The sequence below is a fragment of the Pseudarthrobacter sp. CCNWLW217 genome (assembly GCF_037203985.1).
Taxonomy (GTDB): domain Bacteria; phylum Actinomycetota; class Actinomycetes; order Actinomycetales; family Micrococcaceae; genus Arthrobacter.
Genome location: NZ_JBBCBT010000012.1, coordinates 135,549 through 154,669, shown reverse-complemented (window position 1 = coordinate 154,669; position 19,121 = coordinate 135,549). Strand labels below are relative to the sequence as shown.

At 63.5% G+C, this 19,121-nt stretch carries 25 protein-coding genes; 14 read left to right on the top strand and 11 right to left on the bottom strand.

The window, feature by feature from the left end:
• Positions 1-47: 47 nt before the first annotated feature.
• The 8 genes from V9L18_RS15155 to V9L18_RS15120 form a co-directional block, all read right to left on the bottom strand.
• Positions 48-659: an ATP-dependent DNA ligase gene (locus V9L18_RS15155; RefSeq protein WP_337347995.1), complete on the bottom strand. Its 612-nt coding sequence runs from the start codon at positions 657-659 to the stop codon at positions 48-50.
• Positions 649-933, bottom strand: coding sequence for a hypothetical protein (locus V9L18_RS15150; RefSeq protein ID WP_337347994.1), 285 nt, complete (start codon positions 931-933; stop codon positions 649-651). Before V9L18_RS15150 ends, V9L18_RS15155 begins: the two co-directional genes overlap by 11 nt.
• 195 nt (positions 934-1,128) lie before the next feature.
• Positions 1,129-1,713, bottom strand: a complete 585-nt coding sequence (locus V9L18_RS15145) for a helicase-associated protein (protein WP_337347993.1) — start codon at positions 1,711-1,713, stop codon at positions 1,129-1,131.
• A gap of 5 nt (positions 1,714-1,718) precedes the next feature.
• On the bottom strand, positions 1,719-1,865 hold the full coding sequence (locus V9L18_RS15140) for a hypothetical protein (protein ID WP_337347992.1): 147 nt from the start codon (positions 1,863-1,865) through the stop codon (positions 1,719-1,721).
• 9 nt (positions 1,866-1,874) lie between these two features.
• A complete protein-coding gene (locus tag V9L18_RS15135; protein WP_337347991.1) occupies positions 1,875-2,294 on the bottom strand; it encodes a hypothetical protein in 420 nt (139 codons plus the stop codon).
• The gene (locus tag V9L18_RS15130; protein WP_337347990.1) at positions 2,294-2,617 is read right to left on the bottom strand and encodes a hypothetical protein; all 324 of its coding nucleotides are present in this window, start codon (positions 2,615-2,617) and stop codon (positions 2,294-2,296) included. The genes V9L18_RS15135 and V9L18_RS15130 overlap by 1 nt, the downstream gene beginning before the upstream one ends.
• Before the next feature lie 45 nt (positions 2,618-2,662).
• Entirely contained in the window at positions 2,663-3,961 is a 1,299-nt protein-coding gene (locus V9L18_RS15125; protein ID WP_337347989.1) for a Y-family DNA polymerase, read from the bottom strand.
• Between the two features lie 8 nt (positions 3,962-3,969).
• A complete protein-coding gene (locus V9L18_RS15120) occupies positions 3,970-4,401 on the bottom strand; it encodes a LexA family protein (protein WP_337347988.1) in 432 nt (143 codons plus the stop codon).
• A gap of 590 nt (positions 4,402-4,991) precedes the next feature.
• On the opposite strand from V9L18_RS15120, the gene V9L18_RS15115 reads away from it, so the two are divergent.
• From V9L18_RS15115 to V9L18_RS15105, 3 genes are all read left to right on the top strand, one after another.
• The gene (locus V9L18_RS15115) at positions 4,992-5,420 is read left to right on the top strand and encodes a hypothetical protein (protein ID WP_337347987.1); all 429 of its coding nucleotides are present in this window, start codon (positions 4,992-4,994) and stop codon (positions 5,418-5,420) included.
• A gap of 941 nt (positions 5,421-6,361) precedes the next feature.
• On the top strand, positions 6,362-7,375 hold the full coding sequence (locus V9L18_RS15110; protein ID WP_337347986.1) for a DUF4192 domain-containing protein: 1,014 nt from the start codon (positions 6,362-6,364) through the stop codon (positions 7,373-7,375).
• A gap of 194 nt (positions 7,376-7,569) precedes the next feature.
• Complete coding sequence (locus tag V9L18_RS15105) at positions 7,570-7,722, top strand: hypothetical protein (protein ID WP_337347985.1); 153 nt, start codon at positions 7,570-7,572, stop codon at positions 7,720-7,722.
• Positions 7,723-7,810: 88 nt separating this feature from the next.
• Here V9L18_RS15105 and V9L18_RS15100 read toward each other — a convergent pair whose 3' ends face one another.
• Entirely contained in the window at positions 7,811-8,056 is a 246-nt protein-coding gene (locus V9L18_RS15100) for a hypothetical protein (RefSeq protein WP_337347984.1), read from the bottom strand.
• A 417-nt stretch (positions 8,057-8,473) separates the two neighbouring features.
• Between V9L18_RS15100 and V9L18_RS15095 the strand changes: the two genes are divergently transcribed.
• Positions 8,474-9,829 (top strand): ParB/RepB/Spo0J family partition protein, encoded by a 1,356-nt coding sequence (locus V9L18_RS15095; protein WP_337347983.1) that lies wholly within the window; start codon positions 8,474-8,476, stop codon positions 9,827-9,829.
• A gap of 340 nt (positions 9,830-10,169) precedes the next feature.
• On the opposite strand, the gene V9L18_RS15090 is transcribed toward V9L18_RS15095, so the two are convergent.
• Complete coding sequence (locus tag V9L18_RS15090; protein ID WP_337347982.1) at positions 10,170-10,397, bottom strand: DUF2188 domain-containing protein; 228 nt, start codon at positions 10,395-10,397, stop codon at positions 10,170-10,172.
• 462 nt (positions 10,398-10,859) lie between these two features.
• Between V9L18_RS15090 and V9L18_RS15085 the strand changes: the two genes are divergently transcribed.
• The 6 genes from V9L18_RS15085 (at position 10,860) to V9L18_RS15060 (ending at position 13,645) form a co-directional block, all read left to right on the top strand.
• Positions 10,860-11,138, top strand: a complete 279-nt coding sequence (locus V9L18_RS15085; RefSeq protein ID WP_337347981.1) for a glutaredoxin family protein — start codon at positions 10,860-10,862, stop codon at positions 11,136-11,138.
• Positions 11,131-11,859 (top strand): single-stranded DNA-binding protein, encoded by a 729-nt coding sequence (locus V9L18_RS15080; RefSeq protein ID WP_337347980.1) that lies wholly within the window; start codon positions 11,131-11,133, stop codon positions 11,857-11,859. The genes V9L18_RS15085 and V9L18_RS15080 overlap by 8 nt, the downstream gene beginning before the upstream one ends.
• 270 nt (positions 11,860-12,129) lie before the next feature.
• A complete protein-coding gene (locus V9L18_RS15075) occupies positions 12,130-12,420 on the top strand; it encodes a hypothetical protein (protein ID WP_337347979.1) in 291 nt (96 codons plus the stop codon).
• 199 nt (positions 12,421-12,619) lie between these two features.
• Complete coding sequence (locus tag V9L18_RS15070) at positions 12,620-13,069, top strand: hypothetical protein (protein WP_337347978.1); 450 nt, start codon at positions 12,620-12,622, stop codon at positions 13,067-13,069.
• A gap of 16 nt (positions 13,070-13,085) precedes the next feature.
• Positions 13,086-13,355 (top strand): ParB family protein, encoded by a 270-nt coding sequence (locus tag V9L18_RS15065; protein WP_337347977.1) that lies wholly within the window; start codon positions 13,086-13,088, stop codon positions 13,353-13,355.
• A gap of 14 nt (positions 13,356-13,369) precedes the next feature.
• Positions 13,370-13,645: a helix-turn-helix domain-containing protein gene (locus V9L18_RS15060; protein WP_443197957.1), complete on the top strand. Its 276-nt coding sequence runs from the start codon at positions 13,370-13,372 to the stop codon at positions 13,643-13,645.
• Between the two features lie 525 nt (positions 13,646-14,170).
• Here the strand turns inward: V9L18_RS15060 and V9L18_RS15055 are convergent.
• The gene (locus V9L18_RS15055) at positions 14,171-14,479 is read right to left on the bottom strand and encodes a hypothetical protein (protein WP_337347975.1); all 309 of its coding nucleotides are present in this window, start codon (positions 14,477-14,479) and stop codon (positions 14,171-14,173) included.
• Positions 14,480-14,730: 251 nt separating this feature from the next.
• On the opposite strand from V9L18_RS15055, the gene V9L18_RS15050 reads away from it, so the two are divergent.
• The 4 genes from V9L18_RS15050 (at position 14,731) to V9L18_RS15035 (ending at position 18,792) form a co-directional block, all read left to right on the top strand.
• Positions 14,731-15,120 (top strand): MobC family plasmid mobilization relaxosome protein, encoded by a 390-nt coding sequence (locus V9L18_RS15050; protein ID WP_337347974.1) that lies wholly within the window; start codon positions 14,731-14,733, stop codon positions 15,118-15,120.
• Positions 15,121-15,122: 2 nt separating this feature from the next.
• On the top strand, positions 15,123-16,760 hold the full coding sequence (locus V9L18_RS15045) for a relaxase/mobilization nuclease domain-containing protein (RefSeq protein WP_337347973.1): 1,638 nt from the start codon (positions 15,123-15,125) through the stop codon (positions 16,758-16,760).
• 30 nt (positions 16,761-16,790) lie between these two features.
• Positions 16,791-18,017, top strand: a complete 1,227-nt coding sequence (locus V9L18_RS15040; RefSeq protein ID WP_337347972.1) for a hypothetical protein — start codon at positions 16,791-16,793, stop codon at positions 18,015-18,017.
• 301 nt (positions 18,018-18,318) lie between these two features.
• On the top strand, positions 18,319-18,792 hold the full coding sequence (locus tag V9L18_RS15035; protein ID WP_337347971.1) for a hypothetical protein: 474 nt from the start codon (positions 18,319-18,321) through the stop codon (positions 18,790-18,792).
• Positions 18,793-19,121: the final 329 nt, after the last annotated feature.

Genomic DNA, 19,121 nt, shown 5'->3' with positions numbered 1-19,121 from the left:
CAAAAAATACGCCATCCTCGCACCACTCACACCCCTCTTGAACCGCATCAACACGCTAATTCAACAGGGAATTGATGTACCAGCCCTTCTATCCCGGTATGCGGCAGCTCTTCGAGCCATTGCTCGGCTACATTGCGGTCCGTGGTGGTGGGGGAGAGGGACAGCGGCGCTTCCCAGCCCGTGGCTAGTTCTTCCAGGAGCGCGCGCCGGTCGCTCAGAGGCAGTTCCCTGGCGTCATGCCCGGCTACGGCCAGGACGTCGAAGGCAACATAGTTGGCAGGCGCTGCCATGACCAGCCCAGGCAGGGTCCTTGGTCCGGCGCCTAAGCGCTGCTGGAGGGCGTCGAAGTTCAGCCGGCCCCGGCTCCAGATCACGGCTTCGCCGTCGATCACGCATCCGGGTGGAACGGCCGAAGCGATCGCTGAGAAAAGTTCAGGGAAGTAGCGTGTCAGTTCCTTGCCTTGCCGGGACCACAGCGTGGCACTCTTTTTATCCCGGACGCAGATGCAGCGGTATCCGTCCCATTTGGGTTCAAAGAGCAGAGTCCCCGGCAGGGTGCCGGCGTTGGGCATTTTCGCAACGGCCCGGGCCAGTGCAACCTTGAATGGAGGTTTAAGTCCGGGTGGAAGGCCGGTCCTGGCTGGCGGGTTAGTTGCCATCGTCGAGGCCTTCGAGTGTCTCGACTTCGGCCTCGTCCAGCAACTTAGCGGTGTCGGTCCCGGTGGTGCGGGCAAGGTCGTCAAGGGTGATAAACCGGGCACGCGCCAGAACGATGACTAGTTCTGCGAGATAGCCTGCTCCGTTGCGTTGTACCAGGTCATCAAGGACAGCGTGCATGCGTCCTGTGAGCTCGGTGGGGCCTTCGGATTCCTCGGCGGCGATGCGCGTGAGCGTCAGCGCGGCCAGCTTGGGGTCGTCGTAGATGAGTCCCATGTCCTCACGCTACGCATGCGGGGTTCAGTTGTCAGTGATCGGCCCTTTCATCCCGCTGATCCGGTGCGGGAAGCGAGGCGGCAGCTCAATGGTCCCTGCGGCTATTCGGCCCCGGCGGATGTTGGGGGATCTTGGCGGGCGGCCGCGCGTTCTGCCGTCTCTCCAGCCGGGAAGAAGTGTGTTCAGCTGCGTTTCCTAGTCCTGGTCCAGTTCGCGGGATCGGTGTTTCATCCGTTGGGTGTGTAGCCAGATGCCCAGGGTCCATTCTTGGTGGCTTTCGGTGTTTTTGTGCCGGGGCCAGTCGTTGCTGGCTGCCATGTAGTTCATCAGTTCGGCCAGGCGCTGGTGCCAGCGTGCTTCATCCTTGGCTTTGCGGCCCGGCTGTTGATCCCAGCCGGGAATTGCCTTCAGGCCTTCCCTGTAGATGGGGGAGAGGCCACCCCGGTCGGCGTCCTGCCGCCGTCGCTGCAGCCACACCGCCAGTGCCCGTTCACGGGGGGACTTGCCCTTGAATGAGGGCAGTCTGCCTTCTGTTTCGTACAGGGCGATGAGGTCTTCCATGTTCCGCAGCCCCGCGCCGGAGGGCTGGGAAGGTGCGCCGGCCGCCGCTTGATATTCGTCCCGGATGGATGGGTCTGCCTTGGCTGCGAGGTGGAGGTGGTAGCGCACGGTGCTTTTGGCTACGCCGGCTGCGGCAGCGATCTTCGGCGAGGGGATGCCTTGGCGGTACATCTGGACCCATTCCGGGTGCGGCGCCTTTCGCCTGTGTTCGTCGGGCATGGCGGTCAGTTGTCCTTGCGAATGGCGATCAGCTGCGTGCCTTCCGGAATCGCGCCCTCGAGGGCGGCCTTGGCGTTGTCGTAGCTGTCGCCCTGGGTGGCGATGTAGTCGATGCTGCCGTCGGCGCGCTGGATTGTTCCGATGAGTTCCACCGGATCAGCCTAAACCGCTCTCCGTGTTGGCTGCCGGATGCCCGGAAGGTCGGCGGCAAAAGCCTCCAGGGCGCTGCGCAGCCGCACCATCTCACGGAGCGAGTCCACGGGCCGGACTCCACCGAGTTCCGGGGCGGGCGTGATCATCCAGGCGGTGAAGTAGTTGTGCGGTATCTGCAGTTCCAGCGCGTGCCGGAACAGGGAGGTCATGGTGGGGTGCAGCTGGCCGCCGGCGAGGAATTGGAAGCCCGGGCAGTAAGTGCCGTCGCCAAGGAAGATGCGGACCAGCTGCTGCAACACTGGTTCCGGATCATCCATGAGCTCGGTGAGCCGGCGTCGGACCTGCTCCAGGGTGGGCAGGGTGAATTCGGCCCTGAGGTCCGCCCAGACCTGGTCGCTGACCGGCCGGCCGATGATCGGTGCCGGCATCAGGCGCCGTCGTTGATGGATTCGAGGAGCCACGTGGTGGCGAGTGGCTGGCGGCGCAGCGTGAATGTCCGCAGGGCTGCGGTTGAGGATCCGGACCGTGCCTGGATCCGCCAGTATTCGACGCTGACGAGGTCACCGCTACCGACAGCTGCGGTGCGGCGGGTGTCCCACCAGGAGTCGCGGGTGAACCAGTGCTGGGAATCAGTGTCCGGGTCGACGACCCAGATCCGGCCCTCGTGCCGGAGTGCGAGGGGTCTGCCTGTCGGGTCCGTGCGGACCTGAATGTCGCGGGTCAGTGCGGGGGCTTCAGGAGTCAGAGTCATGGGGTTCTTTCATGTGGTGCTTGGTTCATTGGTGAGGCAGAAGGGCTAGGCGGCTTTGACGAGGGGGAGTTCGTCCCAGTGGGTGGTGTATCTGGGGGAGAGCATGTCGCGTTTCATGGTCCAGTCGGGACCGCTGCGGATCCCGGCGTGGCCGAGGCCGATGGAGCCGCGGCCGTACTTTTTGGTGACGTCTTCGAGGAGGGTGCCGACGCGGCGTTCCTCGTGCGGGTTCTCGAACAGGGACAGGGGTGGCTGGTTCCCTGTGGGGCGGAGGTCGGTGACCATGATCCCGGCCCTGGCGTACCTGACGCCCTCGTTGATGAGGGGGAGGAGGGCGTGGGAGGCCTTGGTCAGGATGACCGGGTCCGCGGTGGGCATCGGCAACGGGATGCAGACCGAAGGGTAGGAGGTGTCTTTCGGGTTGAAGTGGGAGGTGCCGGCGAACGCGGTCAGGACTTTGGCCTGCAGCCCGTGTTTGGCCAGCCGGGCCGAGGCCTGCTGCCCGTACACACTCAACACCTGGCGCATGCCGGCGGCCGTGGTGATGGGGGTGGCGAAGGAGCGGGAGAAGTTCAGCTGGTCCCGTCCGATGCGTTCTTCCTCCATCGGGATGCAGGGGGTTCCCTGCAGTTCCAGTACGGTGCGCATCATGACCACGGAGAACCTGTCCCGGATCATGACCGCGTCGGCGCGGGACAGGTCAAGGATGGAGAAGATACCCATCACGTTCAGCCGCCGGGTCAGCCGTGCGGCGACTCCCCAGATCTCCACCACGGACAGCCGCCCCATCAGGGATTCCCGTTCGGTGGCGGGGACGGAGTCCCAGTGGCAGACCCCGCCGAAGACAGGGTTGTTTTTCGCCCATTTGTTGGCCAGCTTCGCCAACGTCTTCGTGGCGGCGATCCCGACGCAGACCGGGACGCCGACGTTCCGTCGGACGGTGGCTTTCATGGTCCGGCCGAGGGCTAGCAGCTCGGCGGGTGTGCCTTTGACTCCCAGGAAGGCCTCGTCGATGCTGTAGACCTCCAGCCAGGCCGAGTATCGGCCCAGCAGTTCCATCACGCGGGCGCTGATGTCCCCGTACAGCTCGTAGTTGCTGGAGAGCGCGACAAGGCCCCATTCCTTCGCGCGTGGGGCGAGTTTGAACCAGGGCTCACCCATAGGAATCCCCAGGGCCTTCGCCTCCGGGGAGCGGGTGACTGCGCAGCCGTCGTTGTTGGACAGCACGATCACGGGTTTGCCGTCCAGGGACGGGTCGAAGGCCCGCTCCGCGGACGCGTAGAAGCAGTTCACATCCACGTGCGCGATCTGCGGCATCCGCCGCGTCACAGCCGGCTTAGTCATGGCCGGCCTCACACATAATGAAGGCAACGGGTGGCCACGCCCCAGATGAGCAGGTCCGAGAGCGCGGGGACCCGGATGTCCGGGTATGCCGGGTTCTCGGCCTGCAGCACGACCCCGGTGGCAGTAATCCGCAGTCGTTTGACGGTCAATTCTCCGTCCAGGATCGCAATGACCACGGAACCGTCCTTGGGTTCGAGCGCCCGGTTGACGATGAGTTCGTCGCCGTCGCTGATCCCTGCCCGTTCCATCGAGTCACCGGTGACCCGGACAACGAAGGTGCTGGTGATGTCCTTGATCAGGTGCTCGTTCAGATCTATCCGGCCGTCGAAGTAGTCCTGCGCCGGCGACGGGAACCCCGCAGCGACCGGCACCGGGGAGACCAGCACCGACAACAACGACACGCCCGCATCTATCACACGGGGACCAACAATAACGCCCACAACACACCTTTATTCGAATATATGTTCGATTCATTCAGTGTACTCGCGAGGGCGGACATTCGCTCTTCCCCACCATGTTGCTTCCGATACAGGATCGTGCCGAGACCGGGAAACGGGACGGGTTGTACCCAAGGGGGACAGCTTCGAGCTGTGCGGAGGGCTCCACCTGACCGCCAGTGGGCACAACCCGTTCAACGCAGCGGCTCGCAGAACTCGCACTCGTTTCGGGCGTCCGCTGGCGCGGCCGGCTGTTGGGTCCAGTGCGCGCCGTCGCAGGGCTCCGGACCCCCTGGCCCTGTTTGTCTACGACGTTTTCTGGTTGCTGTCCTGCGGATTTTAGGCGTTCGCTCCAGCCCGTCTAGCCCCTCCTTCGTCGGGGCCGGCGGCCCGAAAATTCTTCAGCCAGGGATCCTCGCCAGCTCGGATCCCGCAAGATTTTTCTGACCTTGCCCAGAGGGTTGACAGGCCTCCGTCGGCCGCCAAGCAAGCAAGCTTGCCAGCAACCAAAAAACAACGGGGGGAGAGGGGAAGCTGGCCGGTCACCATTGGCCGCCCCGCCACCCCACTTCTCGGCAAGAAGGAACAACACCATGAACGCAGTATCCAAGAAGACGGTGATCCTCAAGGACACCGGGGAAACTATCGACGGCGTGACCGTGCTGGGGGATTACCACCTGAACGGCGGCTACGAGTGGATGGAACTCATTGGCGAACACGGCTGGGCTGTGATTCCCAGCTGGGGGAATGAGGGCTGGGACGTGGGCCAGTGGCCCTACGTCATGGTCGCGGCCACGCGGACCGCTGACAACATCGGGAACCTGTTCGGCGTGGCCACGTACTGCGAGGGCGACGTGACCTGCACCTACTACCGGACCAAGGCCCGGCAGTGGGATGCGATCACCGAACAGGCGTTCTTCCACTGGAAGAACGGCCAGGCCCACGGCCCGGCGGACTTGCCCGAAGCCGCCGCCGAGCTGCCCAGCCGGTACCGCATGCCCTACGCGGTCCACGCCGCCTAACCGCCGCGACCCTTGCCGGGCGGAAACCCGCCCGGCAAGGCCCCGGCCCGGCCCGTTCCGACCAAAGGACCAGAACCATGACAGAACCCACCGAATCACTGAAAAGATCGCGCAGACTGTTGTTTTCCTCGAAACCCTCGCCAAGCTCGTCGATAAGTCTCCCGAGTCCTACAGCGCGGCCGCCGCGCAAGATCTCGCCGGGCACATCCGCGCGATGGCCGACGCCGTGATCACGGGAGCCCGCGTTGACCCTGCCGTTGGACTGGCACAACGAGCTGGTGGCCGTCCTGTTCGCTCGGACCACCGGCCAAGGATGAACTAGCCAACCGAGGCTCCCACTTACTCAAGCGGGTAGGTGGGTGCTTCCCTTCTGTGCGCACCCAGGGGTGGCACAGTGCGGGCGGTCCGCCGCACGTGGCCGGCTCGGGCCGGTGGTTGCCCGCGGCGGACCGCCGTTCCCGCCATTGGAAGGGAAGAAATCACCTGGCGTCGGCGGCAAGCCCCGAGCTGGGGCCGGACTGGGCGGATCCGGGAGACCAGGGAAAAGTGCATGCTCGCAGGGCTCGCACCCGTTTGGGCGTCCGCTGGCGCGGCCGGCAGTTGGGTCCAGTGCGCCCCGTCGCAGAGCTCCGGACCCCCTGGCCCTGTCTGTCTACGACGTTTTCTGGTTGCTGTCCTGCGGATTCTAGGCGTCCGCTCCACCCCGCCTAGCCCCTCCGTTCCTCCGGGGCCTGCGGTCCGGGAATTTCCCTGCGGCGCTCCTTCGTCGCTGATTTCCTTCGGGAATTTCCCACACCTTGCCCTGCAGGTAGACAGGGCTCCGTCGGCCGCCGAGCAAGCAAGCTTGCCAGCAACCAAAAAACAACGGGGGAGAGGGGACGCTGGCCGGTCACCATTGGTCGCCCCACGCACCCAACTTCTCGGCAAGAAGGAGCAACACCATGAACGACTTCATCAAATTCACCCGCCCGGCCGACATCCTGGCCTTCATCCCGCACACGCTGGGCGAGGCCCCGACGGAATCCTTCGTCGCTGTAACCATGCAGGGCAACAAGCTCGGCGCCACCCTCCGCATGGATGCTCCGTTCGGTCTGGAGCCTGTGGCCTTTGCCCAGACGCTGGTCAGCTACCTGACCGCTGACGAGGCAGCGACCGGGACCATTCTGGTGATCTACACGGACGAAAACACCGCCCGCAACCAGCGCCCCTACTCCGGACACGTGCAGGCACTGCGTACCGAACTGGACACCGCAGGGATGCCCCTGAAGGACGCATGGCTGGTGACCTCCGAACTGTGGAGGAACTACCTCTGCGAGGACACGACCTGCTGCCCGGACAAGCCGCTGGATGCCATCACCACCAGCAACGGCAACGCCGCCTTGATCTACCGGGGAAGCAACGTCACCGGATTCACCGCACCGGCGCCGTTCACCGGTGACGAGACGGTACGTGAAGCGATCGCCGCCCACAAGCCGGACGGCTGGCCCGAGGACCTGGAAGCAAGACGTGCCAAGTGGGCCGAGGTTCTGGACAACCCCAAGACCCTCACCACGCAGACCGCGCAGGAGCTGGCAGGAGCGTTCCAGCACCCCACCATCCGGGACTACATGATGGGTGACATCATCACCCACGCCCCCGACCAGTTCACCTCGGTGATGCTGGGAGTGTTTCCTACCCGCCCGGACTGGGCTCGCGTGGACACCGCCCAGGAAGTCGCCTTCGAACTGATGAAAGCCACCCCCGAAGGGCAGCGCGCCCCCATGCTGTGCCTGATCGGCTGGCTGGAATGGCTCAAAGGAAAGTCCAGCTTCGCCGCCCGGTACTTCAAGCTCGCATTGGAGGACGTCGCCGAATACCGGTTGGCTGAACTATTCGCCGAACTGGTCAACCGCGGACTTCTGGCCGACTGTGTGCGGGACCCGAAGAAGTCCTATGACCGCCAGCTGAACCGCTAAGGGACAGGCCGGACCCACCCAAGGGGTCCGGCCTTCCCCGTCGGATCTTCCCCAGGTGCGCGGCGGCCTCCCCCGCTAGCGCTCCGCCGGCCGCGATAACGCTGCCGCGGGCGCAGCCACTTCCAGCCAGCCCGCAGAAACTGCCACTACTGTGAAAGGACACAAGCAGTCCTACAGCAGGCAAGGAAACAGGCGTGGCCAACGAGATCCGCATGACCGAGGACGACACCGTCGCCCCCGACGCGAGCCCCATCGAAGACTTCCTGGAGCTGCGCCTGCTCACCGCCAGCCCACCCACCGGCCCCGTAGACTTTCCCCTGGAAGACCACCGGCTCGACGAGCCGTAACCCAGCGCAGCGCTGACGCTGCACCCAGATTTCCTTTTGCCGAGGAAAAACCACGAAGGGCCGGCCACGTCAACGTGCCGGCCCTTCGTCATGTCCGCTGCTTTTCAGAACCAAGCCGCCACAAGGCCGCGGCCGCGAGACTGTTCAGGAACGCGATAAAGAGGTCGCCGGCAGCAGGCCGACCAACGATCAGGTCCACAGCCACCAGCACCACCGACCCGAACGCGGCAATAGTGAACACCACAGCCAGGATCCGGCGGACCCGTGGTGACTTCCACGCGCTGCCGCGCCGAGCCTCACTGCCGCGGCCAAGGTGCGGAAATGGATCGCTCATGCCCCCACCCTACTCAGGGACAAAGGCATGCTCGCAGGGCTCGCACTCGTTTGGGCGTCCGCTGGCGCGGCCGGCAGTTGGGTCCAGCGCGCGCCGTCGCAGAGCTCCGGACCCCCTGAACCTGGTGTGTCTACGACGTTTTTTGGCTGCTGTCCTTCGGATTGTACGTGCCCGCTCCGGCCCCTTCTAGCCCCTCCTTCGTCGGGGCCTGCACCCCGGAAATTCTTCTCCGGCGCTCCTGCGTCGCTGATTTCCTCCGAAGATTTTCCGTGCCTTGCCCTGCGGGTAGACAGGCCTCCGTCGGCCACAGCTCCGCAAGCTTCGCCAGCAGCCAAAAAACAACGGGGGAGAGGGGAGCTGGCCGGTCACCTTTGGTCGCCCCACGCACCCAACTTCTCGGCAAGAAGGAGCAACACCATGAACGCAACACCCACGCTTGAAGTGCTCGACCCGGCAACACTGACCGTGGACATCAACGTCCGCAAAGACGCCGCCCTGACCGCTGACTTCATCGCCAGCATCAAGGAACACGGCGTGATGGAACCGGTAATCGCCCACCGCAAGGACGACGGCACCGTCCACGTCCTGATGGGCCAGCGCCGCACCCGGGCCGCCGTCGAAGCCGAACGGCCCCTCATCCCGGTCCTGCTCATCGACTCACCCGAGGAAGCAGAACGCATCGTCACACAGGTCGTGGAGAACATCCAGCGAGCCGAACTGACCGAAGCGGACGAAGCTGACGCCTACCACCAGCTGTCCCTGATCGGCGTCTCGGCGGCCGCGATCGCCAAGAAAACCGGCAGGACCAAGGCCAAAGTCGAAAACGCCCTCAAAGCCAAGGCATCCACCACCGGGACCAAGGCCCTCGAGAGCGGCTACACCCTCGACATGGCCTTGGTGATGACCGAGTTCGAAGGAGACCAGGACGCCATCGAAGAACTCGAATCAGTCATCCGCGACGAACCGCAGTACTTCGACCACATCGCCCAGAAAATCCGGGACGACCGCGAATCCAAAGCCCAGCTCGCCGCCCTGATCGAAGAACTGATCGCCCAGGGCAAGGCCATCGTCGAAGACGCCGGACACTATGCGGACGAGGAGAACCTGTACGTCTCAGCGGCCAAACGTGCTGACGGTGAACCGGCCACCGACGAGGACGCCAAAGCCTTTGTGATCAGCACCGACTACCGGGGCCAGCACACCGCCCAGCCTGTCATCAGCGACTGGAAGGAACTGGGCTTCACCCCAAAGTACGAACGCTACAACGGGAGCGGGACGCAGGCACAGAAGGGCCCGATGACCGAGGAACAGAAGGCTGAACGGAAAACGCTGATCGCCAACAACAAGGCCATGGAATCGGCCACAAAGGTCCGCCGCGAGTTCGTCAAAACCCTGCTGGCCAGGAAGCAGGCACCCAAAGGCTGGCAGTACTTCACCGTCCACGCCATCACCCACCACTCCGAAACCGCCAGCGGCTACGACGGGAAGGTCGCGGCCGAAATGGTCGGGGCCAAGGTCGAAGAGGCTAACCGGTGGGGATGGAACCCGCTCCGGGACCACGTCGCCAAAACCGAAGCGAGGCCCGAGTTCTCCCTGATCGCGCTGGTCTGCGCAGGATATGAAAAGACCATCGCCAAAGACTCATGGCGGTCCCCGTCCCAGACCCACCGGGACTACCTGAACCAGCTGGTCACGTGGGGATACACCCCCAGCGAGGTCGAGAACATCATCCTCGACGGCCAGAAGCCAACCGAGGACGACGCGGCCGCATAAACACCCTTGCCGGGCGGAAACCCCGCCCGGCAAGACCCCGGCCACTCACCACGGAAGGGTCAGGAACCTTTCAGAAGTCGGGCGGTCCGCCGCCCAAGGCGAACCACAGCAGCCACTCACCAGCGGCCGACCGCCGATCAACGCACCCAGCAACCGCAGCACCAGGTGCCGCGCTACAGGGACACGACGTCCACCCGGAAGCTGCAGGCACCAAGGAAAACATTCAGCTAGGCTCAATCCGTAGATTTCCTTTGCCGAGGAGAACGCAGAAGGGCCGACTCATTTTGAGCCGGCCCTTCTTGTGTCCCAGGCGCCGGAGCGCCAGGGTGTCGCTTAGCAATCAGCCCGGGACATTCCGGGGATCGTTGCCGTAGCTGTTCTTGGAGCCGATCTGGCCGTCCTGGTTCCTGATGACGTGCTCCACCTTGTCAACCTGCGCAGCCTCCCGGCCTGCTGCCACTGCTTCATCCTTGGTGCTGTAGCCGGCGCCGAACGCCCGGCCTGTGCCTTCGCGCTTGTTCTTCCACGCGCCATCTTCGTAGTACGTCTCAATATCACCCTGGGCCATAGAAATCTCCCTCTCACGGTTGAACTTTCACGAATGGTGCAGACAGCGGAAAACCCCGCAGCACGAGTCAAGTTATGCGGGGTCTTCCTAAGCGCCGGCTCCGCAAATTGGGGGACATGCGGAGAAGCTCACCCCAATCTAATAGAAAGCAAGCTTACTTTTCAAGAACATGTCCATGGACGACCGGCAGGGGATCCGGGGTGGGGGCGGCGATTAGCGTCCTGGGTGGGGGTGGCAGCTCTTACTGCGGCTCTATTCCGAGGACCAGGAGCGCGGGGCTAAACGCCTGTCAGCTGACGGACCCGCCACTGCAATGGCAGAAATTTACACAAAATTCAGGCCAAAAATGCCTAGAATCAGCGCCTGAAAGCCTATTCATTCAGTTGAATGATTGGTAGAATTGAAGCAGCAAGTCAGACAGGCGAACGAAACTAATTTGAGATACGAAACCAGGTACTGAAAATGACTTCTTCACCCACCGAATACACGGTCTACACCAAACCAGAATGCCCGAACTGCGACAGGACCAAGTCCTACTTCGAGGACAAGGGCATCAGCTACACGGCCGTGGACATCACTGAAGTGCCGGCTGCCCTGGAATACATCACTGCCGAGCTCGGCTATTCCCAGGCGCCCGTCGTCGTGAACAACTCCGATGACCAGGACCACTGGTCCGGGCTGCGCCGCGACAAGCTCGTTCAGGCGAACATGAACCACACGGCAGCGTCAGCACATGCCTGAGACAACGGCAGGGGAGCGGTTCCAACTCAGCCCACGGCAATCCAGCGACGCTGACTGGTTCGGCCTGGACGCCAACCCGGAGGGCACCATCAACGTCCCCTTCGAAGATCCATACCAAGCCCTGCCAGACCCCTACGAGCCACAGCACGAGAACCCACACGACACCAGCAACACCTCACGGAAGGCAGCAACCATCATGGCCGGAGAAACCACGATCACCGTCATCGGAAACCTCACCAACGATCCCGAACTCAGGTTCACCCCTTCGGGGTCCGCGGTGGCAAACTTCACCATCGCCTCCACCCCCAGGACATTTGACCGGGCCTCCAATGAGTGGAAGGACGGCGAAACACTCTTCCTCCGGGCAGCGGTGTGGCGGGAAGCTGCCGAGAACGTCGCCGAATCCCTCACCAAGGGCATGCGTGTCATCGTTTCGGGCCGGCTGAAGTCCCGCTCGTACGAAACGAAGGAAGGGGAGAAACGCACCGTGATCGAACTCGAAGTGGACGAGATCGGCCCGTCCCTGCGGTACGCGAACGCCAAGGTTAACCGCACCCAGCGGAGTTCCCAGAGCGGACAAAGCGGGAATGGCAACGGCTTCCAGGGCAACAGCAGTTCGGCCGGGCAATCAGCCCCGCAGGACGACCCATGGGGCATCCCGGCCACCAGCAACGTCGGCGGCGGCTGGGGCAGCGGGCCTGATTCCGAGCCCCCGTTCTAAGCAGTACAACTGTCGGGGTCAGCAGATACGCTGGCCCGGACACACCAAGTCGCGGGTTGGCCGGATACTCAGGGAACTCGCACGCACCAACAGAGACACTGGAGCATGGCGTTTCTGCCTCCGACGGGCACGCACCCCGGCACCTCTTTGCCCGTGACGTCTCGGAAGACGGCCGGAACAGCCTCACCGAATAACAGCCGCTTTCCGTCAGGGCCGGCAGATACGCTAAACCCAACGGACAAGATGAATCATCCACTCGAAAGGTTTCTCATGGAAACGATGAATACGTCACTGGCATCCATTGCCGTCGTCCTCTTTGTGGGACTGTGCTTTTTCCTCATGGTCCGAATCGGTGCCAGCAGAGGCTGGCTGATCTGGGGCAGTTTGTTGACCACCCTTGCCGGTGTTTCGAGCGCCCTTACCGTATGGATAGAACCAGGAACAGGTTTGGACGGACTGCGCCAGACCGGCAACGTACTGATGGCTGTTTCCGCGCTCATTGCTGCGCTTTCAGCTGCCTGGACCCTCGTTACAGTTCTTCGCCGCCGCACGGAAGCCTAGAGCTGCAGAAATGGGTGCGAGCTCTGCGACGGGCAACCGGCGTCGAGCCCCTTCCCCCACCGTGTGCGAATGGGACCGTAACCGGGAAAGCGGCGCCTGGGCTAGGGCCCAGGGCCATGGTTGTCAGGGCTCTCTATGCAGCGCATCTGATCCCTCCCGCCGCTGATTCCATACCTTTCTTCGATCAAAGGAAACCACCATGACACATGCAGATGACCTCCGTGCCTGGGCAAAAGGCGTGTACACGATCGAGGCTGCCACTGAGCTGTTGATCCGGGGCTTTGGTGGGAAGTTTGCTGCCCCTGGTAACCCTTGGGTCCACACAAGCACTGAGCCCCAAGGGCCCGGCCAAGTGAATGCATGGATCGATTTCGCAGCTGTCCCGGAGGGGACGGGTGTGCTCTCCGGTGGGGAACGTCGGGTTTTGTTGTTGGCGGCGTCGCTGGCGGAGGATGTTCCCGTCGTCCTGGGTGACCTCGTGTCGGGGCTGGACAGGGAGAACCTTGACCTTGTCCTGGCCGCGGTCGCTCATGCAGGCGGCAGCCACGAGCACTCCGATGTCCGTTTTAACGAGGACGGTTCCATGGCCCTGGGGAAGGGATTCTTGGACAGCCTGCATCCGTGGCCGAGGGCACTGCGTGCGGTCTAAGCAGGTTTGTTCATAAATGGTGAAGAAGCCGGAAAGGTTTCCTGCGTTCACGCCGTACTACACCGAGGAGCAGGCCGGGCAGGTCCGGGCCGCGTTCAGAGCGGCGGGTTTGCAGGAAGGCGATGCGAGCGTGTCGGACTTCATTGTCCGGGCGACGATGCGTGAGGTGAAGCGCCTGCAGCGCAAGTACAACGGCGGCAAGCCGTGGCCTCCGGTGAAGGCTGGCGAGCTGCGCCGTGGGCAGAGAACTATGGATGAGATGCAACACCGGAACGAGGGCGCATAGCGATGGGAAAGCGGATGGAAGAAATGAACCAGGTGAAGGGCCCGGCGCCGTTGCCGTTGCCAAGGATGCTGTCCCTTGAGCAGGTCCAGGAGATCCTGAACCTGGGCATGCCGTCGATTTATGCGCTGGTGAAAAGCGGCGAGCTGCGCGCGGCGCAGTTCGGCGGACGGAACGTCTGGCGGGTACGGCAAGACGACTTGGAGGCTTACATTGAAGCCGCGTATGAGAAGACTGCAGAGCGCATCGCTTCAGGGCAGATCCCGGACGGCGACGCCCCCGGCGGCAGCTAACCAATCCAGTTCCCAAAGCAGCATGAAGGCCGGCGCCCATCGGGTGCCGGCCTTCAACGTCATGGGGGACGTTTGTGATGCCTGGGATGTGCGGTTGATGCCATTACTTGGATCACGCGGGCCTGCGGTACTTGGTGGTGATGAGCGTCGCCTGCAGTTCGTGGTTGTCCCTGCCGGTGACCGGGCTGGAAGCCCCCCGGGCGTCTTAGAAGCCAGGCCATCGGTTCGGTTCCATCGCCACTCAAGGTTGCCCCGCTCGGCGGATGGGTGTTGTCCCTGCTGAAGGAAACCTGACCCCGGGACGGGTTGGCCGGCGACGCCGGTCTTGGTCCATGGGGAAGGGGCCCGGTGGTGATGTCAGCGTGCCTAGGCTGTGCACATTCGCCGGTCCCGGCGGTGACATTCCCGCCTTGGGTGTCCTGGCGTTTGTGTGCAGCCGGTCAGGTGGGTCCCGTCGTCCACATGTGTGCGGGAAAAGCCCGAAGGTTTTAGCTTTTGCCGTGCCCATGTGGTCGAGGGGCAGTCCTACTCCGCCGCGGTAGACCCTCCAGTGGAGGACGGGGAAGTGTCGTTCGACGTGGCGGCGGTGGCCGTTTTGCGGCGGCGCGTGGCGGCGCCGGATTCGAGCCCGAGCTTCTTCAGTTCCTCGGGGCTCCACCCGTCTTTGGTGGCGCGCACGTAGGCGCGCTTGTCTTCACGTTCTGCGTCGGCGAGCTGCTCGCGCAGCTCGGTGATGCGCTGTCTGGTCTTGACCAGGTTCGTGACGGACTCGATGCGTGAGTCCAGGAGGGCGCGGGCTTGGTTGCGGGTCTGTTCGATATCGATGGTTGGCATGCACCAACGGTAACCACACCAGTGGGCCGTTTCGGGGGAGCCACGCGCGCGGTGGTCCGATTCCAGACCCGATTAGCGACTGAGCCGCGGAAAGGAGGGTGAGCCAACTTCGGTGGAGCAAGCTATACATTTACACGGGTGTAAATGGCGTGTCGCTCACGGCCCTGTGGTTGTTCGCTTGGCACACTGGTCGTGTGGTCCCCGATTTCGGGGTCGCTGCGCTGGGCCGTTTGAAGGGATTGGGGGAGTGCGTGTCTGAGGAGATTGATTCCCGTTCCCGCATCTCCAAGCGGCGGCGTGAGAACAAACCAGCCGGGTCCAAGAAGCGCCGTGACCTTTGGGTCACCGCCGAGGAAGAAGCCGCCCTGGTTGCCCGGGCTGCCAGGGAGAAGGTCACGGTCCCGAACCTGATCCTCACGGCAGCGCTGTCGGAGGGGTCGGAGACGCCGACGGAGCGTAAGGCGGCGATGGCTGAACTGATGGCGATCCATACGTTGTTGGCCCGGGTGTCGAACAACGTGAACCAGATCGCCCGGCACGCCAACGCCGGTGACGAATTCCCCCAGGATGCGAAGGCTGCCCTGGCGTATGTGCGCGAGGTTGCCATGCGGATTGACCGGACGATTGAGGGGTTGATGTAGGAATGATTCCGAACATCACCCGTGGCTCCCGGATGTCCGGGCTGCTGCTCTACCTGGCCTCCACTGACGCGGACAAGACGAAGAACTCGCACACGGATCCGCACCTGGTCGCGGGGGACGCGGCGATCATGGCCTGGTACGACGACGGTGTCCTGGACAAGGATGACGCGGTCGCGATTGCGAAGCATTTGGACCAGCCCCGCAAGGCCTTCGGCGTCGAGATTCTGCAGAAGGATTTCCGCTGGGACCCGGTCAAGAAAGAAAGCGTACCGAACGGTCACAAGCCAGCCGATGTGTGGCACTGCTCGCTGAGCCTCCGCGCCGAAGAAGGCGCCCTGACGGACCAGCAGTGGGGGGACATCGCGAATGACTTCGTTGACGCCATGGGCTTCACCGAGGCCAGCGGCAAGGCCCAGTGCCGGTGGGTCGCGATCAACCACGGAACGAGTGAGAACGGCAACCACCACATCCACATCGCCGTGTCCCTGGTCCGTGAAGACGGCACCAAGGCCTCCACCCACGGTGACTACCAGCGCGCACAGAAGACCTGCCGGGATCTGGAAACCAAGTACGGGCTCGAAGAGCTCTCGTCCGTGCACGCCACCCGTGGCTATGACCGGGCGGAGAAGGCCACGGCCGCCCGGGACGACCGGGAAATGCACCGCGCCTCGCTGGCAAGGAAAGTCCGCGCCAGCGCCAGCGCGTCAGCGACCGAAGCGGAGTTCGTCCGCCGCGCCCGCGACACCGGCCTGTTGCTCCGGCCGCGCTACGCGAAAAACACCACCGACGTCATCGTTGGCTACTCCGTCGCCGAACGCCCCAAGCCGGGGGAGCGGCCGATCTGGTTCGGCGGCGGAACCCTCGCCTCCGACCTGAAGCTCGGTGCACTTCGTGAAGAATGGCTGGACTCGCCGCACCAGGCTACCGAGGCCGCGGCGGAATGGAATGCGGCAGCGCGCAACAAGCGCAAGGTCTCCAAGACCGGTCCCGAGAACGCGACCCCGTCAGCTGATGTGTGGGTGGAGTACACCCGCAACGCCACAGCACTGGCCGACCAGCTGCGCACCATTCCGCGTGACGATCACGCAACCTGGGCGAAGGCAGCGCGCGAGGTTTCCGGTGCCTTTGCAGCCTGGTCATACCGGCTGGAGGCTACGCCAGGGCCGCTGGCCGCCACAGCTGCCGAACTGTCCCGCACCGCCCAACTTCGAGCCCCCCGACAGCACGGCAAACCCGTCGCGCTGCCATCCATTGCCGGCACGGCCATGCTGTTCATGGCAGCGTCGAGTAAGAACAAAACAGCGGCTCAAACAGCACTTATGGTGCAGCTGATCAACACGGCCTTCGCGGTGTACGAGATGCACGCCCAGTCCGGGCGGACCCGTGAGGCTCAGCGCATCCGTTCGGTGGTTGAGGAGCAGCTGGCCCCGTTCACCGCGACCATGCCTAAGGCGGTTTTGGTTGGTGCCGAGCAGCAGCCTGCAGCTGAGGCTGCAGTGGTGCCCAGCGCGATCGATATTGCCCGCCGCGGCATGGCACCGATCCGTCCCGGTTCGGTGGTTGCCAGAACACCTACACCCGCAACACCACCGAAGACCTATCAGCCCAGCCGCGATACTGGGCCGGGACTCGACCGATAAGAATCACACCACTAGTGCAAGGGGAACACCATGAGTGAATCAGACGGCATCGACGACTTTTTCGACAACGGAATGCGGCAATCCCTGACGATGGCCTCACGCATCGCCGAGACGCTGGCCCGCCGCCGGCAGGAAGCCCAGCGACAGCAGGAAGACCTTGACTCCCAAGCGGCGCACGAAGCCCAGGCGCGCCTTACCGCGGAACGGAGTTCAGCCCTCGCTGTCCTCGCACCCCTACAGAAGGATGAGTGGTGGGACAAAGCCCAGCCGGCCGACATCGCCACGGCACACGCGATCGCGGAAGGCTGGAAAGACCACGACCCTGCCGCCCTTGAAGCGGCCGGAAAGATCCGCGAAGAAGTCCTCGCCCGGTACGGCATCGACACACACGACGTCGGCACGGACACCGCCGAATCGGGAATCGCGACTATCGCAACCGAGAAGGCCCGGCAGGACGAGCTGGCACGCAGCCAGGAAGAAGCACGGAAAGCCGCCGCCGAACACGAGAAAGCCATGCAGCTGATCGCGGCTGCACAGGCAGAAGAACTTCGAGCCCAGGCGACGAAGCTCGCACCTGAAATGGAGCGCCACCAGGTACCCGTGGAATACCTGGCAAACCCCGAACTGGCACAGGCCCTGCAGCGCGCGCATAATGCGAAAACGCCCACAGCTGCTGCGGCTGCAGACACAGACATCAAAGAGCGGCTGTTCCTCATTGGCAAGGACGGAATCAACGGCCCCGACATTGAGCAGCTGCGCAAAGAAACCACCGCGAACATCAACGGTGCCGACGAATCCCACTTCACTGATCCCCAGTTCGTGAAAGCAGCCAAGGAGATGCACGAAACCAAACTCCTGGCCGAAGGCGGATTCACAGGCTCTCAAGTGGCATCAGTGGAGCAACGGTATGAACGGGCAGAGAAGGAACTTTTCGCCCGCCTTGAAGGCGTCGGCCGCGAAATCGAAAACCGCGTCACAGGCAACGACAGCAGCCAACTTAAAGACCAGGCACTCAAAGCAGAAACCGCATCAGCTACCGGCTACGGCTCAGCCGAATACCACGCAAAATTCGCGGAGGCCCTGGAGGACACCGGCGCCAATGAAGCCCAGATCCGAGGGCGACTCACTGCCGCACGCAGCGAGGGTACACACCCCAGCGCGGCAGTCACCACTGGCAAGGGTGCTACCAAGGCCAGAAAGTCGCGCACAGGGGCAGCAGTGGGGACTGAACGGGCCAAGAATGGTCCTACGCGATAGGACCAATAAAAATAAGAAGGGAGATGGTGCAAACCGTCTCCCTTCTTACGTTTGTTCAGTTGCATGGTCGTTTACCTCCTGGCGGGGAGAATCGAGTACCGGGTACTCGTGCGCTTCAACCGGCGGTGACTTGTACTGGTATTTGTACTAGAGCGCTGCCCGCATGCCGCGAACATCAAAGTGATCAAGTGGATGAGGGAATCGAATATGAAGCTGTATCGCACACCCGGCTGAGAGCCCTTGCTGGGGCCCCTACGCGTTGGGGTGCAGTGGCAAGACAACTTGAAGGAGAACGGTCAGTATGACCCCTCGCGAAGCACAAGCGCCCGGCTTCCGGGTCGGAGAGCCCGTATACGAGCCGACACCGTACGAAACTGGAGAGCGGTTGAAGCCGCGCCCCTGGCCTGTTGGCCCGAGTGAGAGCTACGGGAAAGTGGACTTTGATGACAGCGAGGGAAAGGTCGTCCTCACCGTCTACGTACAGCGGGAGCCCGATGAGGGTTACGTCCTGCACGTCGAGCACCTGGCCGTGCCGCTGCGGGTGGGTGGTACTCTCCTTCGCCTGAGCCCGGCGCCTCACGTTGATAGGGACGCCGCGGACTTCCGCCGGATCACCGCTGCCCGGACGGCCGCCGCGAAGGCCGAGGCCGAGCTCGACGCCGCCGTCAGCGCAGCCCGTGCGAACGGAGACTCCTGGGAGGCTATCGGTGCCGCCCTCGGCACGTCCGCTCGAACTGCGCGGGAGCGGTTCGGACACACACCGGGACGACCCTGACTTCCCCCGGAGCAGGTGCGTGATGGAGATGTGCCCCAGATGCAAGGAGTTCTACCCCTCGACGGCTCTGCCGGAACTGCAACACCGGACTGGCCCGGTTCAAGGACAGTCCCGCGATCCTGGGGAACGCCCATGCGTACATAGCGAACGCGCTGTGGGACGTGGGCCACGACCTCACCGAAACCAGCAGTACTTGCCTCGCGGGAAGTAGAAGCTGCTCACCAGAACCAACAGGGGAAAACAAGGCTGGCCAGCCGGGGCCTGTGCAGGTAGAACAATGTCAACAAGTTAATAGTCGCAGCTTCCGACACTGATACAGCGTTGTGGGT